Raw genomic sequence first — 19,388 nt, 5'->3', positions numbered from 1 at the left:
ATTTCAGGCCGAAAACGCTATTCCATTGTTGAGTATCCAGGCTTACCACCGTCGCTCAGCCAATCAGGCCGAGGACAGGCGTTTTCGGCCCCGCCATCTATAGGAGATCCATGCAACTGAAAAATAGGCCAAAAATTGCCGCTGTTGTCGCTGTCTGTGCGTTGGCGCTGGCTGCCTGCGGAAGCGACTCCTCCGCCGGGGCGGGAGATCCGTCTGCCGGCTCGGAGGACGGCGTGACACTGGTTTCGGCCGGTAAGCTCACGGTCTGCACGCATCTTCCGTATGCGCCCTTCCAGTTCAACGATGATTCCGGCGAAACGGTGGGATTCGATATTGATCTGGTTGACCTCGTTGCAGAGCGTCTCGGTGCCGAGCAGACCATCATTGACACCCCGTTTGAAGGGATCAAATCGGGTGAAGACATGGCCACGGGAAAGTGTGACATTGCCGCTGCAGGAATGACGATCACCGAAGACCGGAAAGAGGCAATTCTCTTCTCCGAACCATACTTCGACGCCACACAGGCCCTCCTCGTCCCCAATGATTCAGCGGTAAAGGACCTCGCCGGGTTGCAGGGCAAGAAGCTCGGCGCCCAGTCGGCCACCACTGGCCTGGACTACGCCAATGCAAACGCCGAGGACTGCGGATGCGAAATCGTCGAATTCCAGGACCTCGCCTCGCAGACACAGGCGCTGATGACCGGTCAGGTGGACGCAGCCATCAATGACCTGCCCGTTTGGACCGAAGCACTGAAAACCAATGACGGAAAAGCGAAAATCGCAGCACAGTTTGATACCGGCGAGCAGTACGGGCTGGGAATGAAGCTGGATAACACGGCACTGAAGACAGTTGTCGATGAAGTCCTCGCCGAGGCAAAGGCCGACGGCGCCTATGACGAGATCTACACGGAATGGATTGGGGAGACGCCGCAAAGCTGACTGCCCGGTTCACGGCGGCAGCAGCCGCCGTGAACCCGCCGGCGACAGGAACAGCAACCACAAAAGGACACCATGACCACGCAGACCGAGCACACCGCAGACGCGGTGGCACCGGCACGCTTCACACGGCGCCAAAAAGCCCGCATCTCCCTCGGCGTTCAATACGGCGTGGGCATCGCCGTCCTGGCAGTTCTTGCCGTCACTATGGACTGGGGCTCCTTCAGCGACGCATTTCTGCGGGTCGACATCCTGCAGAGAATGCTCCCGCGCGTGATCGTCGTCGGTCTCGTGAACACGGTTCTCTACGCTGCGTTGGCGTTCGTCTTTGCGTTTGTCGTGGGGATGCTGCTGGCCATCATGAAGCTGAGTTCCGTTCGGGCTTACCGCTGGTTCGCATCAGCCTACGTTGAGTTCTTCCGCGGCGTTCCTGCGCTCGTGGTCCTGTTCATGGTGGCCTATGGAATTCCCAACGCATTTCCCGGGTTCGTCTTTCCCGGGGATAAGTACGGCATGGTCATGGTTGGCCTCGGCATTACCGCCGCTGCCTATATGGCGGAAACTTTCCGTGCCGGAATCCAGGCCGTGCCGAAGGGCCAATTGGAAGCGGCGCGGACCCTCGGGATGAGCCATTCCCGAACCATGATCACGATTGTCATACCGCAGGCCTTCAGGGTAGTCATTCCGCCGCTGACCAATGAGATGATCCTGCTGGTTAAGGACTCGTCCCTGGTTTATGTCCTCGGAGTCACCGCAGCACAGTACGAGCTCACCAAGTTCGCCCAGGACTTCCTCAACCGATCGGTGAACGCCACCCCCCTGATTGTGGCCGCCCTTTGCTACCTTGCGATCACACTGCCTCTGTCCAGCCTCGTGCGTAAGCTCGAATCCCGCTACGCGAAAGCACGCTGATGATGCCCACCACGCCCCCGACTGCTTCCGCGGGTCTGTCACCGTCACATGCGATCTCCATCCGAAACCTGCAGAAGAGCTTCGGTCCCGTCGAAGTGCTGAAGGACATCTCCCTGGAGGTTCAGCCGGGAGAGGTTGTCTGCATCATCGGGCCGTCCGGATCAGGAAAGTCGACGCTGCTGCGCTGCGTGAATCTGCTCGAACTTCCCACCTCGGGCACAATCCTCGTGGGTCCGGATGAAATTACGCACCCCGACGCCGATCTGGACCGCATCCGCCGGCGCATCGGTATGGTGTTCCAGGCCTTCAACCTGTTCCCGCATCTGACCGTGCTTGAGAACCTCACCGTGGCGCAGACCAAGGTATTGAGGCGGCCAAAAGAGGAGGCAAACCGGGTCGCCCGGGCCAACCTGCACCGGGTTGGCATGAGCCACAAGGAGGATGCGTACCCTGCGCAGCTCTCCGGAGGCCAGCAGCAGCGGGTTGCCATCGCACGCTCGCTCTCCATGGATCCCCAGCTGATGCTCTTTGACGAGCCAACGTCGGCTTTGGATCCGGAACTCGTGGGAGAGGTCCTGGCCGTGATGAAGTCGCTGGCGGCCGAGGGCATGACCATGGTCATCGTCACCCACGAAATGGCCTTTGCTCGCGAAGTGGCGGACCGCGTGGTGTTCCTGGACGGAGGCTACGTTGTTGAACAGGGCTCCGCAAAGGACGTGATCGGCAGTCCCCGGGAAGAGCGCACCAAGTCCTTCCTGCACCGGGTCCTCAACCCGATGGTTGTAGAGGCGCACGAGATCATTGAAGACGACAGACTCACCCAAGCGTCCTAGTCCGGCGCCGGGTACCTGCGGCCGGTGTGCGGAGCGCGGATGAAGCTCGGATCGGAGTACCGGCGGATCTGGCTCGGCAGCGCCTCCTCCAACCTCGCTGACGGAGTCACCTTCGTAGCGCTCCCCCTGCTGGCAGCCACCATGACCAGCGATCCGCTGGCTGTCGCGGCGCTGTCGGTCTTCTATACCGCACCGCGGCTGCTGACGGTGCTGGGGATCGGGGTCCTGGTGGACCGCTTTGATAGACGCCGGCTGCTTTATCTCGCCAACTTTTCCCGTGCTGTCATCTTTGCAGCCCTCACCGCATTGATCATCGCCGATGCAACACCCATGGCTGCGTTGTATGCCGTCTATGCGTTTATGGGCATCGTCGAGACGATTTCGGACAGCGCAGCCGTTGCCGTCCTCCCCCAGGCCGTCGCACCGGCAGGCTTGGACCGGGCGAACTCACAGATCGCGGGAACGCAGACGCTGGTGGATGAATTCATCGGCCCTCCGTTGGGCGGCTTTCTGTTCGCCCTCGCCGCGTTCGCTCCGTCCCTGCTAACCGCCGGAGCATTCCTTCTGGCAGGAACCGCATATTGGCGGCTGCGGCAGGGCTACCGGCCCGTCGGAACCGCGGGTACCAGCGTTCACCCGGCTCCACCCGCAGGAGTGGGCGCACAGATCCGGGAGGGCGCGGTCTGGGCACTGCGGCACACGGTCGTGCGGACGCTCATCATCATCGGCGGCCTGGCCAGTGCCGGCTACATGATTCCGTTTTCGTACCTGGTTCTCTACGCGACGGAAGTGCTGCAGCTCAACGCCGCCGGCTACGGGCTGCTGCTTTCAGTCTCGGCGCTGGGCGGGCTGGCCGGCAGCCTGGTGGCCGGCCGCTTGCGCCGTGCAGTCGGTTACGGCTGGGCGATAGCAGCGGCGCTGCTGACCGGAGCCGCCTCCTTCGCGGTGATAGCAGGCACCACCAACGTTTGGCTGGTGGGTGCCGCCCTCGCCGTTTACATGGGACACGCCGTTGTGTGGAACATTTTGGCCACGACTGTCCGGCAACGGCTGATTCCGGCCCGCATGATGGGCCGGGTTAACTCCGTTGGGCGGTTGGTAGGACTGTGCGGCCTGACGCTTGGGGCCGCACTCGGAGGTGTGCTGGCAACACAGTTCGGCCTGCGCCTTCCCTTCGGAATTGCCGCAGCGTTCTTTGCCGCTGCCGGGGTGCTGGCCCTAGGTAGCCCACTTTGTGAGCGTCGATCGCACGACCGGAAAGCAGGACGGGAAAAAAGCCACCTATACGGTGACCGGTGAACTGTTCTTCGCATCCTCCAACGACCTGTCCACAGTTCGAGTACGCCCACGATCCAGAAACGATCGTCGTAGACATGCGCGCCTCACACCTTGGGATGCCTCCACCGTCCCAGAACCGGACGCCGTCACGGAGAAATACCGCCGGCAGGGCAAGCACGTGGAGATCGCCGGGCTGAGCGATGCCAGCATCCATGACATCGTCCGGCCCAGCGAACCCAGCGCAACCGCCGAAGCCGACGAGGTCTTGACCAACACGGCGGATGCAACCATGCGGGCGCCTTGTGCAGGAAGTGGTGGACCTGGCGGCTGTCCTCAACGCTCTGCAGGCTCTGCACGGAGGCAGTCGACTGACCGGTGCCGCCCGGCAAGCGGGCTCCGGAGGGGGCGCGGCAAGCGGGCTCCGGAGGGGGCACGGCGGGCCGCGGCAGGCCGAAGCGGGTCACCCGGGGAGCCGCGCCTCCCCCTCCCAGGACCTCGCCTTGATACGCCGATGACAGGACAAACGTGCCGCCCCGTCGGCGCCGCTATGGCTTTCCGCAGATTCCGAGGGCAGGCTATTGAAGCGGGGGAATGTCACGTGCACCAACCATCGGGGATCCGAAACAGGGAAGACAAGTGGATAAATCCGAAAGCCCGGGCGCATGATCCCGCCAATGCTTGCCACCTTTGCGGTCCTTGCCCTAGCTGTCGCGGGATTCATGACCAACCGGGTGCCCCTCGTCGTCGTCGCGCTCTTCGTTCCGGTGGCGCTGTGGGCCACCGGGGTGCTTACCCTCAACGAAGCCCTGCAGGGATTCAGCGATCCGATCACCCTGTTCATCGCCTCTCTGTTCGTTCTCAGCGAGGCCCTCGACGCCACGGGAATCACGGCCTGGATCGGACAGCAGCTGGAACTTCGCTCGTCCCTGAGCCGCACCGGCCTGCTCATCACGATCATGGCCATCGCTGCGGCCCTCTCCGCAGTGATCAGCATTAACGGCGCCGTCGCAGCGCTCCTGCCGGTCGTCGTCGTCGCAACGGCACGGGCGGGGGTCATCCCCTCGCACATGCTCATCCCTCTTGCCTTCGCCGCCAGCGCGGGATCGCTGCTAACCCTCACAGGGACTCCCGTAAACATCATCGTTTCCGACCTCTCCGCCAGCTCCGGCGGACGCGCGTTCGGGTACTTCGAGTTCGCGCTGGTGGGGCTTCCCCTCGTTGTTGTGACAACGCTCCTCGTTGTGCTGCTTGGCCGAAGGCTCCTGCCCAAGCGTGCGCCCGAGCGGCTGGCGGAGGCGGGCGCCGACCCTCGGGCCAGGGTGAGGTCCTGGCGCGAGAGCTATACGGCCGACCTCGACACGGAGCGGCTGTTCACGGGAGAGATGGGCGCCGTCGAGGTCCTCGTCGCGCCCCGCTCCACACTGATCGGACGCATCGTCAGCCCCGGCATGACCACACGGCAGGAAGACCTGGTGATCGTCGCGCTGCACCGCGGCGGGGCCGCTGCACCCGCGCCCGATACCGCTCCCGAGGACCCCGTCCCGCCCGGGACATTGATGCTGCGGGCCGGAGATTCGGTGCTGGTCCACGGCCCCTGGGACGCGTTGAACCGCTATGTGCAGTCCTCCGATGTCATCGCCGTCGAACCGCCGCATATGCTCCAGCGGGGGGTGCCGCTGGGGCGCGGATGGCGGCGCTGCCTCGTTGTGCTTGCCGCCACGATCGCACTGCTGGCAACCGGGTTCCTCCCGCCGGTGGTAGTGGGGCTCCTCGCCGCGGCCGCCCTGGTCCTCCTTGGAGTGGTGACCGTGCCCCAGGGGTTCCGTGCGATTTCGTGGAACACTGTGGTCCTGATCGGGGCGCTCATCCCGCTGTCCTCCGCGTTCGTGTCCTCGGGTGCGGCCGATGCGATCGCCGGAGTGGTCCTGAATGCGGCCGGCAATGTTTCCCCGCACCTGGCCCTGCTGGTGATCTGCGTTCTCGCCCTCATCCTGGGCCAGTTCATCTCCAACGTGGCCACCGTGCTCGTGATGGGGCCGGTAGCGGTGACCTTCGCCCAAACGCTTGAGGTCAGTGTGCTGCCCTTCATGATGGGACTCAGCGTCGCCGGGGCCGCTGCCTTCCTCACCCCCATCGCAACCCCTGCCAACCTCATGGTGATGCAGCCGGGCGGATACCGCTTCGGCGACTACTGGCGCCTCGGGCTGCCGCTCTCCCTTGTCTTCCTCGCCGCCTCGGTTCTGTACGTGCCGCTCATCTGGCGGTTCTGAGCCAGCGCAGGGCCGAGTGAGTGGATGACAGTAGTGCTCCGGCAATCGGTGGCGGGCTCCGAGTATTGATGGATTCGAGTATTGATGGATTCGACGCTAGCGAACACGACCGGCACGCTCTCGCGGCGTCCCATGCCCGGTTGTTCTCGATCACGGTCGCCGTTCTGCTTTTTCTGCAGGAAAACCACGTTCAGCTCGTCTTTGTAGTTGTGACCGTTGTAGGCACCGTTGGCGTCTGCGAGGTCCGGCGGTTCCCCGTCAGCGGTTCCCCGTCAGCGGTTCCCGGTCAGCGGTGCGGAGGGTCCCTATCGGGGCCATGGGTCACTTGTAGTCGTAGTACAGGACGTTTTCGGTGACGACGGTCAGGCCCCGGGCTTCGTTTCGGCGCTCATGCCGGCGATTTCAGCGGCGCGTTCCCGATGAGGTCCAGCCTGCCGCAGGAGTCGTAGTTGCAGGCGACGGATGCTTCCGGCTTTGCGCCCGTCGACAGTCAGTCATCTAGTTCAGTTCGCAAAACCCGGAGTGTCCGGTTCCGGCGTTGTTCCATGGGTCGCAGGCCGGACTCCTGCAGCCCGGCGAAACGGCAGGGCCCGAAGATCAGCTCCTCGGTCCCTGCCGTTGACTACCGGACCCGCCAGCGGGACTAGTTGACCTTTACGGTCATCATGCCCTTGGGATTGCTCTGAACAACCTGGATCCTGGTTCCGGTGCCGGCCACCACCACACTGGCCTGCGGGTTGGCGGGATCATAGTAGGCATTGGGGTTGGTGTCGTCGAAGACGGCAATGCCCGGACGGGACGGCACCTTCAGAGTGGTCAGCCCGGCCGCTGTTTCGCGATGCAGGCTGATCGAGTCGGTGGCCTCCTTGCCGAAGGTGGCATCAAAACTCTGGATGCGGTTTCGTGCCGGGGTTCCGTCGGACCACAGCAGACTCTGCGGACGGGCATCCACGGGAAGCGCCAGGCCGGCACCGGGATGCTGGCGGGTGTTGTTGTTGCTTTGTCCGGCATTCCAGTACGTAATCAGCAGCCCGTTCTGGTACGGATAGTGTTCAACGGTGTCCGGAGCGCTGAGCGCCCAGCCGAAGTTGTACGGCCCGGTCTGCAGCGTGGTGTCATATCCTGCGTACTGGCGGTTCTCCGCAAGGTAGTAGCGGCCGTTCCCCCGGGCGTCGCGGGGCAGCGTCACCACCAGGGCCTGCTGCTTCTTCGTGGCATGGTAGGCCGGGCCGAGCATGTGTGTGGACTTCTCTCCCGCGGAAGCAACCTCATAATCCAGCCAGCCCAGCTGGAGCTTCTCCCAGGCGCCCATGTGGTTCGGCGTGGTGCCGATGCTGCCGTCGCCGTGGCCGAGCCAGGATCCGGAACTCATCAGCGTCCAGAAGCCGGTGCCGTTTTCTCCCCCGCTGGTGTCGTAGAGGTCCGGCAGTCCCAGGTCGTTGGCGTATTCGTGGGCGAAGACGCCGAGGCCGCCGTTTTCGGGTTCCGTGGTGTAGTCGCGGATCCACACGTCGGAATCCCCGATCTTGACTCCGCCGTAAAGATTGGCCGCAGGACCCTGCGTGCCCCGGCCGGCCTGGCCCGCGGACCAGCGGTGCGACCAGATAGCCGACGACGGCGCACCGGCTTCTTCACCTTCCCCGGCGTGGATGGCCTGGAAGTGGTCCATGTAGCCGTCGGGCTCATCAAAATTTCCGTTGTTGTTGTAGTCGTAGCGGTCCCACTGATCGAAGGAGGAAAGATAAGCGTCAATGTCCGCCGGGCTCTTGCCCTCACCCAGCTGGGCGTCGTACCACGCGTTGGCGGCGTCCTGGATGAACCGGGTCATGTCCGTCTGGCTCTCGGTCTCACCGTAGCTGGCCGAGTTGTACGGGACGGTGACCCAGTCGCTGACATCGCCGTCGACTGTATAACGACCGCTGGAGAGCTCTTCATACAGCGTTGTCAGCGACTCGCCCTGCGGGTCGAAAAACATGTCCAGGTAGTGCTCGCGGTCAAATTCCGGCTCCCAGTAGGTCGAATTGTCCGTGCTGCGGTCCGGTGCCGGGATCTGGTTTTGCAGCGGCCCCGGAGCGGCATCGGGGAACCGTGGATCGCTCTGGTCACCGAAACCAATGAGGAAGGACAGGATTTGGTCACTGTCCTGGAGCCCGTATTCGGCCCACTGGCCGGGAGCCACCTCAACTGACTGCGAGCCTCCGCGGGCCGCAGGCTGTTTCTCGCCGCGGATGACCTGTTCCACGGCCTGCTGGTTCAATGTCCGGCGTTCATCGGCCACCGGATCCGGCCGGTCATCAATCCGGGCCATGGTGCCTGCGGCATCGGGGGAACCCGTTGCAGTGCTGCTGACCTGGTCGGCCAGCTCTGGCGCGGGAACGGCCGTGGCAGCCACTGGAGAGAGCAGAAGCGCGCTGCCTACCGCGAGTACGGTGGCCCGCCGCACCTTTCTGCGCGTGTTGGAACTGGTCACGTGATCCCCTTAATTCGAAATAAAGCGAGCGGAACTGAGATGGGATCAAGGTACGGGCATTCCGGATTTTCAACGAAATGACATGCGTCATCTTTGTCATTTCGGGCAAAGTACCGGAAGTTATTACTTGCGCTCTTTTAAATTTTGGGTTTTCCCTGTAAAAGGACGGTGCTTTGAGGGAATGCAGTATTATTTCGCGGCCGGGCCGGGCCGGGCATAAACGTCACGGCGAAAACTATGCCCCGGTTACTCGCCGGTTGTTCCGTCCAGGAGTTCCCGGACAATATCGAGATGTCCGCAGTGCCGTCCGGTTTCCTCGATCATGTGCGTAACCACCCAGCGCACATTGTGTCCGGAGGGGCTGTGGGGAATCACGTCATCAAGACCGTAGCGGGAGAGCACTTCACGGGATTCGGCACACGCGTCTTCATAGTCTTTGATGATCTCCGCCAGGCTGTCGTCCGGGCCCACCAGGAACTCGCCGTCGGGCTCTTCGTCACTCCACCGGGTCGGCACATCCGCCTGGCCGTCAATCCGTTCCCGGAACCAGGAACGCTCGACGTCGGCCAGGTGCCGCAGCAGCCCGGACACTGTCGTCAGGGACGGCAATACCCGGCGGGCCGCATCGGCGTCGCTCAGTCCTTCCGCCTTGTACACGGCAGTGGCCCGCAGGACGTCGAGGAACCCCGTGAGGATCTCCTGTTCAGTTCCGGCATCGGGTGGTTCAGGCCTGGTGTCGGTTACCGGCTGGTTTTCCTGGGTCATGTGACTGCTCTCCATCGAGGGTGCTTTGGCATAGCGCCGGGCCGGATCCGGCAGTGCTGCTTACTGCGGCGCCCAATCCTCAGCTGCAGACTACGGGCCTGAGGTTCCAGGATGCAAAGAAGTAACGCCAGCCCCGCAAAATGCTGCCGGGGCCTGCGATACCGTTCTTGATGTTCAGCTAGCAGCCGCCGGAGGGGCAGGCCAGGCTCAGGACAGTGTCTTCAGTGCCGCCGCCAGGTACGTCGAGGTCCGGCTGGCTGAGCAGGCCGCTACGTCGGCGGCTGTACCGGCGCAGATGACCCGGCCGCCGTCGTCGCCTCCGGCAGGTCCCATGTCGATGACCCAGTCCGCGGAAGCCACCACGTTCATGGAGTGTTCCACCACCACCACGGTGTTGCCGGCGTCAACCAGCCGGTTCAGCTGGGCGAGCAGCAGGCGGACGTCCTGCGGATGCAGTCCCGTGGTGGGTTCATCCAGCAGGTAAAGGGTATGGCCGCGGCGGGCGCGCTGCAGCTCGGTGGCCAGCTTGATGCGCTGGGCTTCGCCGCCGGAAAGTTCGGTGGCCGGCTGGCCCAGGCGCAGGTAACCAAGGCCGACGTCGAGCAGGGTCCGCAGGCTGCGCGCGGCCGCGGGCACATCGGCCAGGAATTCCGCGGCCGTTTCAACCCGCATGGCCAGGACGTCGGCAATGCTCTTGCCGCGGTAGGTGACCTCAAGGGTTTCCTCGTTGTAGCGGGCGCCGTGGCACTGCGGGCAGGGCCCGTAGGTGCCGGGCAGGAACAGCAGTTCGACGGCGAGGAATCCTTCGCCCTGGCAGGTTTCGCAGCGTCCGCCGGCCATGTTGAAGGAGAAGCGGCCGGCGTTGTAGCCGCGTGCCCGCGATTCATCGGTGGCGGCGTAGAGCTTCCGGACGGCGTCAAACAGTCCGGTGTAGGTGGCCAGGTTTGAGCGCGGCGTGCGGCCGATGGGGCGCTGGTCCACCTTGACCAGGCGGTCCAGGTGCTCCAGCCCGGCGATGTCGCGCACCGAAGCGCCGGGATCGACGTCGTCGTCCGTCTCAGCGTCGGCATCCTCGGCAGCTGCTGCGGAACCGTTGACGTGCTCCCCCACCGTTTCGGCCAGCACCTGGCTGACGAGCGTGGATTTACCGGAGCCGGAGACGCCGGTGACGGCGGTCAGCACGCCCAGCGGAATCTCGGCGTCGAGCTCCTGCAGGTTGTGCCGGGTGATGCCCTTCAGGCTCAACCACTGCTTCGGCGTGCGCCGTGCGGGGGTGATGCCCTCCGCCTCGCCGAACAGGAAGGGCCGGGTGGCACTTTCGGCAACCGCGGCCAGGCCCGCGACGGGTCCGCTGTAGAGCACGGTGCCGCCGCCGTCGCCGGCCTGCGGTCCCACGTCCACGATCCATTCGGCGCTGCGCACCACATCCATGTTGTGCTCGACGACGAACACCGAGTTTCCGGCGTCCTTCAGTTCCTGCAGCACCGCCAGCAGGGGTTCGGCGTCGGCCGGATGCAGGCCGGCCGACGGCTCGTCCAGCACATAGATGACGCCGAACAGACCCGAACGCAGCTGGGTGGCGATCCGCAGCCGCTGCATCTCCCCCGGCGACAGGGTCGGTGTGGCCCGGGACAGGCTCAGGTAGCCCAGCCCCAGATCGATAAGCACTTGCAGCCGCGAAAGCAGGTCGCGGGTGATCGTGACTGCAACCTCGGTGTCCTCGTTGGAGGCCGCGGCACGGGACGCGGTGCCCGCCGCCTTGAGCTCCGCCGTCGGCCGGATGATTTCCGCCAGCTCACCCAGGGTGGCGCCGTTCAGTTCGGCGATGTTCCGTCCGGCGAAGGTGACGGCGAGCGCTTCGGGACGCAGGCCGGCGCCGCCGCAGACCGGGCAGGGTCCGGAGACCATGTACTCCAGCACGCGCTTGCGCATCTGTTCGCTGCCGGAATCCGCCAGCGTGTGCAGGACGTAGGACTTTGCACTCCAGAAGCGGCCCTTGTACGGCTTGGCCACGCGGTCACGCTGCGGGGTGATCATCACCACGGGCTGCTCGTCCGTGAACAGGATCCAGTCGCGGTCCTTCTTGGGCAGCTTCTTCCAGGGCACGTCGACGTCGTAGCCGAGTTGGATGAGGATGTCGCGGAGGTTCTTGCCCTGCCAGGCACCGGGCCAGGCGGCGATGGCGCCGTCACGGATGCTCAAACCGGGATCGGGGACCAGGGAGTCCTCGGTGACGGTGTGGGCAATGCCCAGGCCGGAGCATTCGCGGCAGGCACCGGCGGCAGTGTTGGGCGAGAAGGCATCCGAGTCCAGGCTGCCCGGTGCCGCGTCCGCCGGGTACGTGCCGCCGCGGGAAAACAGCATGCGCATGGAGTTCGAGAGCGTGGTCAGCGTGCCCACCGTGGAACGGGAACTGGGCGTGCCGCGGCGCTGCTGGAGCGCGACGGCGGGAGGCAGCCCGGTAATCTGCTCCACCTTGGGCGTGTGTCCCTGGGACAGAAGGCGGCGCGCGTAGGGCGCCACTGACTCGAAGTAGCGGCGCTGGGCCTCGGCGTAGATGGTGCCGAAGGCCAGCGAGGACTTACCCGAGCCGGAGACACCGGTAAATGCGACGATCGCGTCGCGGGGAATGTCGACGTCGACGTTGTGCAGGTTGTTCTCCTGCGCTCCGCGGACGCGGACCATCCCGTTGGTTCCGGGATCGGTGCTTTCGTTGCGGGCGGTTTCCGGGGACAGCTCAGCGATACTCATCCCTTTTAGCCTATCGAGATCATCCGGGAGCGCCTAAATCATAAGCATGCTTTCCGCCTAGGGCGTGACGGCATTTTTTGCTGCGGGCCCCGGGGGTGGGCTGTCCCAATCCCGCCACCGCTGATTCCCTCCGGTTTGTGGCAATCCCTCCGGTTTGTGACAATCCCTCCGGTTTGTGACAATCCCTCCGGTTTGTGACAGTCCCTCCGGTTTGTGGCAATCCCTCCGGTGCGCAGCGGAGCAATAGTGTCAAAGCGGAGGGGAATGCCGAGTCCCTCCCGAACCTCCGCGGCTCCTCCTAGAGCGTGACGCCGTCGGGCAGCTCCGGGGCATCAAACTTCTGCCGCTCGCATTCGGTGCGCAGCTGGGGATAGGTCTCGGCGATGAGGTCCAGGATCCGGTTCCGGACCACGAGGTACGCCTCGCCCACCCCCACCACGCCCTTGAACTCCTTCAGCTCCTCCTCATAGGAGGTTTGCTTGTGCCGCAGGTAATTCACCGTCAGCCGGTCCAGCCGGGAGGCGGAAGTGTTCCGGCTGGCCGGTGACTGGCTGCGGCGGAGCCTGCTGTTGAAGTGCGCGATAGCTTTGTCCTGCATCTGCTGCCACGGTTCCGGTTCGATCCGGAGCTCGAGTGCCTCCGCGGCGGCAACCGCTTCCTTCTTTTTCGCCAAGGCCCTGGTCCTGGCAGCGAGCTGCCGGGTCCGGGATGCCTCCCGGGCCTTCTGATACTCAGGCGTGGCTTCTATCGCTTCCACCCGTTCCAGCGCGTAGAGCTTCATGGGAGCTGCCTTGCGGGAAAACGGATTGCGCGCCGTCTGGTCCGGTTCCGGCAGGAAGGTCTTGATCTGCGTGTCCGTCCAGCCGCGGTCCTTCTTCAGGTCATTGGCAATCAGCAGACCCTCACTGTTGGCCGGCTTGGGCCGCGGTGGATGGTGTTTTCCTCGGGACATGCGGACTCCACGGAATTCTTTTTGGCGGCAGGGGAACCTGTCCATTCTAGGGACGGCAATGCGGGACCGAAAAAACAGTGCACGGAGCCTCTTCCGGCCGTGCTTGTCAGGTACTCTGTGGCCAGTGATACTTCCTTTTTCTCTGTGACCCGGTTTCTCTGAGACCCAGGGCCATGACAGCACCCGATTCGCTCCGAGCAGGAGCGCTGATTGCGCGTGCCCCGAGCCGGGAACCCGTACGGGTTCCCTTCCCCCGGCCCGTCATCGAAACCCCTCCTCTGGAAGATCACACATGCCCGCGACACCTGCCCCCGTACCCGAATCCCTCCCGCCTGCCCCGGAACGGGCGTCACTGCGTCCAAACTGTGCCAGCTGCTTTGCCCTCTGCTGCACGGCCTTTGGCTTCTCGCGGTCAGCGGATTTTGCTCTCGATAAACCCGCCGGCACTGCCTGCAGCAACCTTTCCGCTGATTTCTCCTGCACGATCCATGAGAGCCTCCGGCCGCGGGGCTTCCGCGGCTGCACCGTTTTTGACTGTTTCGGCGCCGGCCAAACCGTTTCGCAGGGATTGTTCGGTGGACAGAGCTGGCGCGAACATCCGGAGACTCAGACCCGGATGTTCTCCGCCTTTGGAATAGTCCGCCAGCTCCACGAGATGCTCTGGTATCTGGCGGAAGCACAGGTCCGTGCCTTCGATCCCGATCTTGCGGCGAGGGCTGCGCAGCTCCGGCATCTGATTGCACAGGCGGTGCAGGGGGAACTGCCGGACCTGCTGTCGCTGGATATGCAGGACCTCCACTCCCAGGTGAGGCTGACTCTGATGGACATCAGCGAAGACGTCCGGGCACCGTACTTCGCCGCCGGCAGGGACCACTTGGAACCCGCGCTCCGGCCGGGAGCGGATCTGATGGGGCAAAGTCTTAAGTTCCGGCAACTATGCGGGGCGGACCTCCGCGGCGCCTACCTGATAGCGGCCGATCTGCGCGGCAGCGACCTGTCCGGCACCGACCTCCTCGGAGCAGACCTGCGGGACGCGCGGCTCGACGGCGCTGACCTGTCCAGAGCCCTGTACCTGACGCAGCCGCAGATCAATGCGGCAAGCGGCAGCGTTACAACGCGTCTGCCGCCCGAGGTGTCGACGCCGGCGCACTGGAACTAACGGCCGACGTCGTACGTCATTTGGACCATTCCGTTGTCGAAGCGCCGTTCACGGGCGAGGCGGAGATCCAGCGACAGCCCGTCCGGAAAAACCCGGGTGCCGCCTCCGACAACAGCGGGGCACAGAAGGAGTTCGACGACGTCGACCACTCCCAGCCGCAGCGCGGCTGACGCCAGCGTGGGGCCTTCCACCGTAATGTCACCGGATGTCTCCGCCCTGGCGCGCTCCACCGCTTCCAGAGTGAGTGCCGGCTCCAGCCGCGTGCGGGTTGTCCAGACGTGCGCCAGCGAGGACGAGAACACGATCTTTTCGGTGCGCTGCCAGAGCTGAGCAAACTCTTCCGATGCGGGAGACCCCTCCGCGGCGGAGGGGTCCGTTTCCCAAACGGCCATCGTTTCGTACATCCGCCGGCCCAGCAGATATGTGCCCACAGATTCCGCATCGGCCGTCAGCGCCGCGACGACTGCCTCGTCCGGGAACGCCCAGGAGAAATCCCCCTGCGCATCGGAGTTGTACCCGTCCAGGGACGAGGCCACCGAATAGATGATTCTTGCCATGTGCCCACTCAACCGATCCGCGGTGACAGACACAAGAGGAGGCGGGCGCAGGAATTGTCTGTGCGCACCGGAGATGCCTGTGCAAGGGTGGTGCCATGGTTTCCCCGCAGACGCTTCCCGAGTCCGACAGACGCTGCGCCGCGGAGTGGGCCGCCGACTGCGCAGAGCGTGTCCTGCCCCTGTTCGAGGCCGAAGCCCCGGAAGATGCGCGTGCCCGGGACGCCATTAGCCGAGCCCGCGCCTTTGGCCGGGGAGAACTCAGTGCCGCCGACCAGATCCGACAACGCTTCCTTGCCTTCCGTGCAGCAGGCGCTGCCGCTTCACCCGGCGGAACAGCGGCAGCCAGGGCTGCGGCTCAGGCCGCAGCTGTGGCCCACATGGGAGCCCACGCCCTCGGGGCGGCCGCCTACTCTGCCAAGGCCGCCGGCCTCGCATCGCCAGATGATCCCGAAGCCCTCCGCGACGAGATCCGCTGGCAGCTCACTGCGATGTCAGCACAGGTCCGTGCCGCACTGAAGCAGCTGCCGCCGGTCGGTACGGATCGCAACGGTCCGCTGGGCCCCGGGCTGCTCGCCTCCGGCGTCCTGGGGACAATCATCCGCGAGATCCAGGCGGACCTGTTCGGCCGGTGAGACCGGGCGGGCTGGACGGCCTGGGCAAGTGGACCGTTCCGGAGGCCACTATGGACCCGCTAAACCCGACGGCTCCGTGGGACGGCTCCGACAACATGCGGGGGTGGCGGTCAGGCGGTGGCGTTCAGGCGGCGGGGGAAAGGAACTCGAGGCGGTTCCCGTTGTTGTCCGTCAGATAGAAGCGGCGCATTCCGGGGAAGGCCTCGTCCCACTCCGGTTTGAGGCCCTGCTCTTGAACGTGCCGGGCAAAGGCATCCAGATCGGTGACCAGGATTCCCGGATGGGACTTTTTCGCCGCCCGGAACTCGGCTTCGACTCCCAGATGAATTTCCAGGTTGTCGGCCCGCACCCAGATGCCGCCGCGTGCGGCCAGGACCGGCGGCTTCCGCACCTCGGTGAAGCCCAGGATGTCCACCCAGAAACGCCGGCAATCGTCTTCGGTGCCCGCCGGCATGGAGAGCTGGACGTGGTGAAGCCCCATACCAAAGGGCGTAGGTGCCTCAGCGGTGTATTCTGCGGCTGGCTGCGTTTGGTTACTCATGGCGAAACTCCCCCTGCCGCGGCGTGTGCGGCTCCCATTTTCGAACTGACCCATCACGTTTGCGTTGTGTGCCTTCAAGCTACACGGGCCAAGGTGCAGGAGCGGCCGACCCATGTAAAGCCGCTCAGAGCAGCATCAGGACGAAGCCGGCCAGCGTGCTCACGACGCCAACCGCCGTCAGCGTCCACCCCACAATAAGGACAGGGTTTTCATTCCGGGGTTCGCCGAGGCCCCATCTGCCCGGATGGCAGGCGTCATAGTGCAGGGCAATTTCCGTTCCCGGCTCGAGTCCGCGGGTTTGTTCGGCGGTGTGGAGGGACTGGCGGGGGCTGCCCTCGCCGTCTGCCCAGCGAAGGCCCTTGAATCCTCCGGCTTCGAAAACCTCAGCCGTGGTGCTGATCCATACGCATCTGCGCCTGCTGATCGTCCGCCCGATAAGGACCAGCGGAAGGCCGGCGGCAAGTCCCACCCAGCTCAACACTTCCAGGATGGACCCTATAACGTCTGCGGCTTCCGGCATGCTCAGATTTTATGCCCCTTGGAGGTCCGCGCCGTACTTGACGGGCACTTTCACCCCTGCAGCTGCTTTCGCAGGTGCGGTGGCGGCCCGTCATTGCCGTTCAGCGTCAATACCTTAAAAAGCCGATGCCGCCGGCTGCCCCAAAGGGCGGACGGCGGCATCGGGTCGGTTACCTGCTGAGCGGGAGCGGAGAAGAACGCCTACACGGAGGTGGCGTCCTGGACCTCACCCACGAGTTCTTCGATGATGTCCTCGAGGAACAGCACTCCGGTGGTGTTGCCTTCGGCGTCGAACACCCGCGCCACGTGGGCGCCTGTGCGACGCATCGTGGCCAGGGCGTCCTCGAGCTCACTGCCGCGGAAGGCGGAGGCCAGGCGGCGGATGCGCTTGGCCGGAACGACGGCGGTGAACTTCTCCGGCGCCGTCAGGTCCATGACGTCCTTTAGGTGCAGATATCCGCTGGGCACTCCGTCGGCATCAGTCAGGATGTAGCGGGAGTAACCGTGGCGTCCCACCGCTTCCTGAATGTCGGCAGGTGTGGCCGTCTCCGGCAGCAGCACCATGCCCGAGATCGGAACTTCGACATCAGCAACGGTCTTGTTTGTGAACTCGAAGGCCGCACTGAGGGTGCCGCTGGCGTCGGCCAGCATGCCTTCACGCGTGGACTGCTCCACAATGTTGGCCACCTCGTCCATGGTGTAGGCACTGGTTGCTTCGTCCTTGGGCTCCACCTTGCACAGGCGCAGGATTCCGTTGGCGATGCCGTTCAGGGACCAGATCACCGGTTTGAAGATCCGGGCCACCATGACCAGCGGAGGTGCCAGGATCAGCGCGGCACGGGTGGGGACGGAGAAGGAGATGTTCTTGGGCACCATTTCGCCGATGACCACGTGCAGGAACGTCACCAGCAGCAGCGCCACGACAAACGCGATAATGCTGATCATCTCCGCAGAGAGGGAGGTAAGCCCCAGCGGAATCTCCAGCAGGTGGTGGATCGCCGGCTCGGAGACGTTCAGGATCAGCAGTGAGCAGACGGTGATGCCGAGCTGTGCCGTTGCCAGCATGAGCGTGGCGTGTTCCATCGCCCACAGAGTGGTCTTGGCTGCCTTGGAACCGGCGTCAGCCTTGGGCTCTATCTGAGAGCGGCGGGCAGAAATGACGGCGAATTCCGCGCCCACAAAGAACGCATTCACTGCCAGCAGGACGAAAAGCCAGATTATTCCGGGAAGATATTCACTCATGCCAGGTCCTTAGTGAGCTCGTCAATAATCTGGTCGTGGGTGCTCGGCAGCGAACCCTCTGTTGGGGTGTACCGCAAACGTTCCACATGTGTTCCGACGACGCGCTCTACGCGCAGGACGCCGTTATTGACGGGCACTTCATCGCCCAATTCCGGAATGCGGTCCAGCCGGTCCGTGACGAAACCGGCAAGCGTGTCGTACTCCTCGCCGTCGGGCACCACCACGCCGGTCCGCTCGCGCAGCTCGTCGGGGCGCAGCGACGCGTCGAAGGTCAGAGAGCGGCCGCTGCGGACGACGCCCACCCGGGCGCGGTCGTGTTCGTCTTCGAGTTCACCGACGATTTCCTCGACGAGGTCTTCCAGCGTCACGATGCCGGCGGTTCCGCCGTGTTCATCGGAGACGACGGCGACCTGCAGGCCCTGCTGGCGCAGGAGGCCCAGGAGGGAGTCGACGCCCATGGATTCGGGGACCCGGAGGGCCTCGACCATGAGCTCTGCCGCGGTAATGCTGGCGCGCTCGGGAAGGGAAACAGCGAACGCCTGCTTGACGTGCAGTACGCCGAGGATGTCGTCGGAGTCGCGGCCAATAACCGGGAAGCGGGAATAGCCGGTGGTGATGGCCAGTTCAACAACCTGCTCGGCGGAGTCACCGGAAGCCACCGTACGCATCCGCACGCGGGGAGTCATGACGTCAGCCGCCGTGTGGTCAGAGAACCGCAGGGTGCGGCTGAGCAGCTGAGCGTGGTCGAGGTCCAGAACCCCTTCCAGGGCGGATCGGCGGACCAGGGAACTAAGTTCCTCAGCGCTGCGCGCTCCGGAGAGCTCTTCCTTCGGCTCGATGCCGAAGGAGCGGATGATCTTATTGGCGGTGTTGTTGAACAGCAGAATGACGGGCTTGAACACCGCGGTGAACAGTGTCTGGAAAGGGACCACTACCTTGGCAGTGGCCAGGGGAAGGGCCAGGGCGAAGTTCTTCGGAACGAGTTCGCCGATGATCATCGAGAACACCGTGGCCAGGAAGATACCGATAACGGCACCTGCTCCCCCGACAAAAGCTTCGGGCAGCCCCAGGGCGAGCATCGGTTCGCGCAGCAGGGAGCTGATGGCCGGTTCAAACGTGTAACCCGTCAGCAGCGTGGTGAGCGTGATGCCCAGCTGTGCACTCGAGAGGTGCGTGGACGTGATTTTCAGGGCTTTGATGGTCGGGCCCAGGCGCTTCTCGCCTTGGGCCTGACGGGCCTCAAGGTCATTGCGGTCAAGATTGACCAGCGCGAATTCCGAGGCAACGAACAACCCGGTGCCGACCGTAAGAACGAGGCCAACCGCGAGCATAATCAATTCATACATTCGGGCGCCCCTCTCTGGTTGTGGCCGGAGATCCGGTCAGAGCGTGGAGGGGCAAGGGTTTATGTGAAGGGGGGTCATCCATAGTTAGACGATAGTACGGGGAAAAACTAGGAAAACGCTGGGAACTCTTCCGTTCGCTCAGGGAGAAGAGGATCCTGCCCTCCGGAGCGTTTCTCCTGCCGCCGGTTCGGTTAGTGTCAACGAAAGGCCCGCTGCTTGCAGCCTA

16 protein-coding genes are annotated in these 19,388 nt (G+C 64.3%); 7 read left to right on the top strand and 9 right to left on the bottom strand.

The genetic code is table 11. From position 1 onward, the window contains the following. The first annotated feature begins 110 nt into the window (after nucleotides 1-110). From M1D40_RS06980 to M1D40_RS06960, 5 genes are all read left to right on the top strand, one after another. Nucleotides 111-938: an ABC transporter substrate-binding protein gene (locus M1D40_RS06980; protein ID WP_461170651.1), complete on the top strand. Its 828-nt coding sequence runs from the start codon at nucleotides 111-113 to the stop codon at nucleotides 936-938. A gap of 72 nt (nucleotides 939-1,010) precedes the next feature. Continuing rightward, entirely contained in the window at nucleotides 1,011-1,847 is an 837-nt protein-coding gene (locus tag M1D40_RS06975) for an amino acid ABC transporter permease (RefSeq protein WP_341392687.1), read from the top strand. Continuing rightward, a complete protein-coding gene (locus M1D40_RS06970; protein ID WP_341392686.1) occupies nucleotides 1,847-2,680 on the top strand; it encodes an amino acid ABC transporter ATP-binding protein in 834 nt (277 codons plus the stop codon). Before M1D40_RS06975 ends, M1D40_RS06970 begins: the two co-directional genes overlap by 1 nt. Nucleotides 2,681-2,719: 39 nt before the next feature. Beyond that, nucleotides 2,720-3,979, top strand: a complete 1,260-nt coding sequence (locus M1D40_RS06965; protein ID WP_461170650.1) for an MFS transporter — start codon at nucleotides 2,720-2,722, stop codon at nucleotides 3,977-3,979. Between the two features lie 653 nt (nucleotides 3,980-4,632). Further along, the gene (locus tag M1D40_RS06960; protein WP_461170649.1) at nucleotides 4,633-6,228 is read left to right on the top strand and encodes an SLC13 family permease; all 1,596 of its coding nucleotides are present in this window, start codon (nucleotides 4,633-4,635) and stop codon (nucleotides 6,226-6,228) included. A 643-nt stretch (nucleotides 6,229-6,871) separates the two neighbouring features. Here M1D40_RS06960 and M1D40_RS06955 read toward each other — a convergent pair. The 4 genes from M1D40_RS06955 to M1D40_RS06940 form a co-directional block, all read right to left on the bottom strand. Further along, nucleotides 6,872-8,698: an immune inhibitor A domain-containing protein gene (locus M1D40_RS06955; protein WP_461170648.1), complete on the bottom strand. Its 1,827-nt coding sequence runs from the start codon at nucleotides 8,696-8,698 to the stop codon at nucleotides 6,872-6,874. A gap of 246 nt (nucleotides 8,699-8,944) precedes the next feature. After that, entirely contained in the window at nucleotides 8,945-9,478 is a 534-nt protein-coding gene (locus tag M1D40_RS06950) for a DinB family protein (protein WP_461170647.1), read from the bottom strand. 192 nt (nucleotides 9,479-9,670) lie between these two features. After that, entirely contained in the window at nucleotides 9,671-12,214 is a 2,544-nt protein-coding gene (gene uvrA, locus M1D40_RS06945; RefSeq protein ID WP_461170646.1) for an excinuclease ABC subunit UvrA, read from the bottom strand. Between the two features lie 298 nt (nucleotides 12,215-12,512). Then, nucleotides 12,513-13,166, bottom strand: coding sequence for a hypothetical protein (locus tag M1D40_RS06940; RefSeq protein WP_341392679.1), 654 nt, complete (start codon nucleotides 13,164-13,166; stop codon nucleotides 12,513-12,515). Nucleotides 13,167-13,782: 616 nt separating this feature from the next. On the opposite strand from M1D40_RS06940, the gene M1D40_RS06935 reads away from it, so the two are divergent. Beyond that, on the top strand, nucleotides 13,783-14,325 hold the full coding sequence (locus M1D40_RS06935) for a pentapeptide repeat-containing protein (RefSeq protein ID WP_461170645.1): 543 nt from the start codon (nucleotides 13,783-13,785) through the stop codon (nucleotides 14,323-14,325). Here M1D40_RS06935 and M1D40_RS06930 read toward each other — a convergent pair. Then, nucleotides 14,322-14,882 carry a dihydrofolate reductase family protein gene (locus M1D40_RS06930; RefSeq protein ID WP_461170644.1) on the bottom strand — a complete coding sequence of 187 codons (561 nt, stop codon included), beginning with the start codon at nucleotides 14,880-14,882 and terminating at the stop codon, nucleotides 14,322-14,324. The genes M1D40_RS06935 and M1D40_RS06930 overlap by 4 nt on opposite strands. A gap of 95 nt (nucleotides 14,883-14,977) precedes the next feature. Here M1D40_RS06930 and M1D40_RS06925 point away from each other — a divergent pair, with 95 nt between their 5' ends. Beyond that, on the top strand, nucleotides 14,978-15,514 hold the full coding sequence (locus tag M1D40_RS06925) for a putative immunity protein (protein WP_461170643.1): 537 nt from the start codon (nucleotides 14,978-14,980) through the stop codon (nucleotides 15,512-15,514). A gap of 124 nt (nucleotides 15,515-15,638) precedes the next feature. On the opposite strand, the gene M1D40_RS06920 is transcribed toward M1D40_RS06925, so the two are convergent. The 4 genes from M1D40_RS06920 to M1D40_RS06905 form a co-directional block, all read right to left on the bottom strand. Further along, on the bottom strand, nucleotides 15,639-16,055 hold the full coding sequence (locus M1D40_RS06920) for a VOC family protein (protein ID WP_461170642.1): 417 nt from the start codon (nucleotides 16,053-16,055) through the stop codon (nucleotides 15,639-15,641). Nucleotides 16,056-16,179: 124 nt separating this feature from the next. Further along, the gene (locus tag M1D40_RS06915) at nucleotides 16,180-16,575 is read right to left on the bottom strand and encodes a hypothetical protein (protein WP_341392674.1); all 396 of its coding nucleotides are present in this window, start codon (nucleotides 16,573-16,575) and stop codon (nucleotides 16,180-16,182) included. A gap of 200 nt (nucleotides 16,576-16,775) precedes the next feature. Beyond that, a complete protein-coding gene (locus M1D40_RS06910; protein WP_341392673.1) occupies nucleotides 16,776-17,816 on the bottom strand; it encodes a hemolysin family protein in 1,041 nt (346 codons plus the stop codon). Beyond that, the gene (locus M1D40_RS06905; RefSeq protein ID WP_461170641.1) at nucleotides 17,813-19,162 is read right to left on the bottom strand and encodes a hemolysin family protein; all 1,350 of its coding nucleotides are present in this window, start codon (nucleotides 19,160-19,162) and stop codon (nucleotides 17,813-17,815) included. The genes M1D40_RS06910 and M1D40_RS06905 overlap by 4 nt, the downstream gene beginning before the upstream one ends. Nucleotides 19,163-19,388 lie beyond the last annotated feature (226 nt).

The sequence above is a fragment of the Arthrobacter sp. Z1-15 genome, assembly GCF_054792395.1.
Note: the sequence above shows the minus strand (reverse complement) of the source record. Positions and strands in the feature narration are given on the sequence as shown.